The sequence below is a fragment of the Flavobacterium degerlachei genome (genome assembly GCF_900106645.1).
In the GTDB taxonomy this organism is placed as follows: Bacteria; Bacteroidota; Bacteroidia; order Flavobacteriales; family Flavobacteriaceae; genus Flavobacterium; species Flavobacterium degerlachei.
On the sequence record NZ_FNMV01000043.1, the window covers coordinates 1 to 1036 of the forward strand.

At 40.0% G+C, this 1036-nt stretch carries 1 pseudogene; it reads right to left on the minus strand.

Going from position 1 to position 1036, the window contains the following annotated elements:
* A pseudogene (locus BLV91_RS17115) lies at positions 1-1036 on the minus strand (hypothetical protein); the annotation flags it as partial.

Sequence of the window (1036 nt, forward strand, 5' to 3'; positions counted from 1 at the left end):
ATACTTCGCAGATCGTATAGTCTACTGTGTATTCTCCTGCTTTTGTGTTCTCTGCTACCGTTACGGTTCCGTCTGTGTTTACTGTTAATGGTCCGTTTGGAGTAGAAGTGATTTTTACATCTGATGGAGTTACTTTAACACCATTCAATAAATCATTATCCAATACATTGATTCCTGCATCTCCGCCAACTATTCCGTTGATTGGTCCTGCAACATCATTTACTGCTTTGATTGGTGCTGCAACTACTGTTACCGTTACTGTCGCTGTTGAACAGTTCTCTGCATTTAATACTTCGCAGATCGTATAGTCTACTGTGTATTCTCCTGCTTTTGTGTTCTCTGCTACCGTTACGGTTCCGTCTGTGTTTACTGTTAATGGTCCGTTTGGAGTAGAAGTGATTTTTACATCTGATGGAGTTACTTTAACACCATTCAATAAATCATTATCCAATACATTGATTCCTGCATCTCCGCCAACTATTCCGTTGATTGGTCCTGCAACATCATTTACTGCTTTGATTGGTGCTGCAACTACTGTTACCGTTACTGTCGCTGTTGAACAGTTGTCGGCATTTAATACTTCGCAGATTTGGTATACTAAACTATAGTTTCCTGCTGGAGTTCCCGCTTTTACAACTACATTAGTTCCTAATAAAGTAATTCCTCCATTGGTAGATGACACAAAAGTGGTTGTAACATCGCTAGCTACTACTGCAACTCCATTTAAGGTGTCATTTGATAATACATTTGTGAATGCTGTTCCCCCTACAAGTCCATTTACACTTGATCCTGCATCATCAACTGCGCAAATATAATTTCCAACTTTTACATCTCTTGCAGAAGATACACAAGTGTTATCTGAAATACGTCTTGTTGTAAAGGTATGTGATCCCGCTGTTAATCCTGAAAAAGTTACCGAACTTTGGTAAGTTCCACCATCAACATTATATTGAAAGTCAGCTCCTATTGGCGCAGATATTGTAACGGTTCCTGTTGCTACTGCACAAGTAGGCTGCGTTGTTGCGCTAGCTGTTGG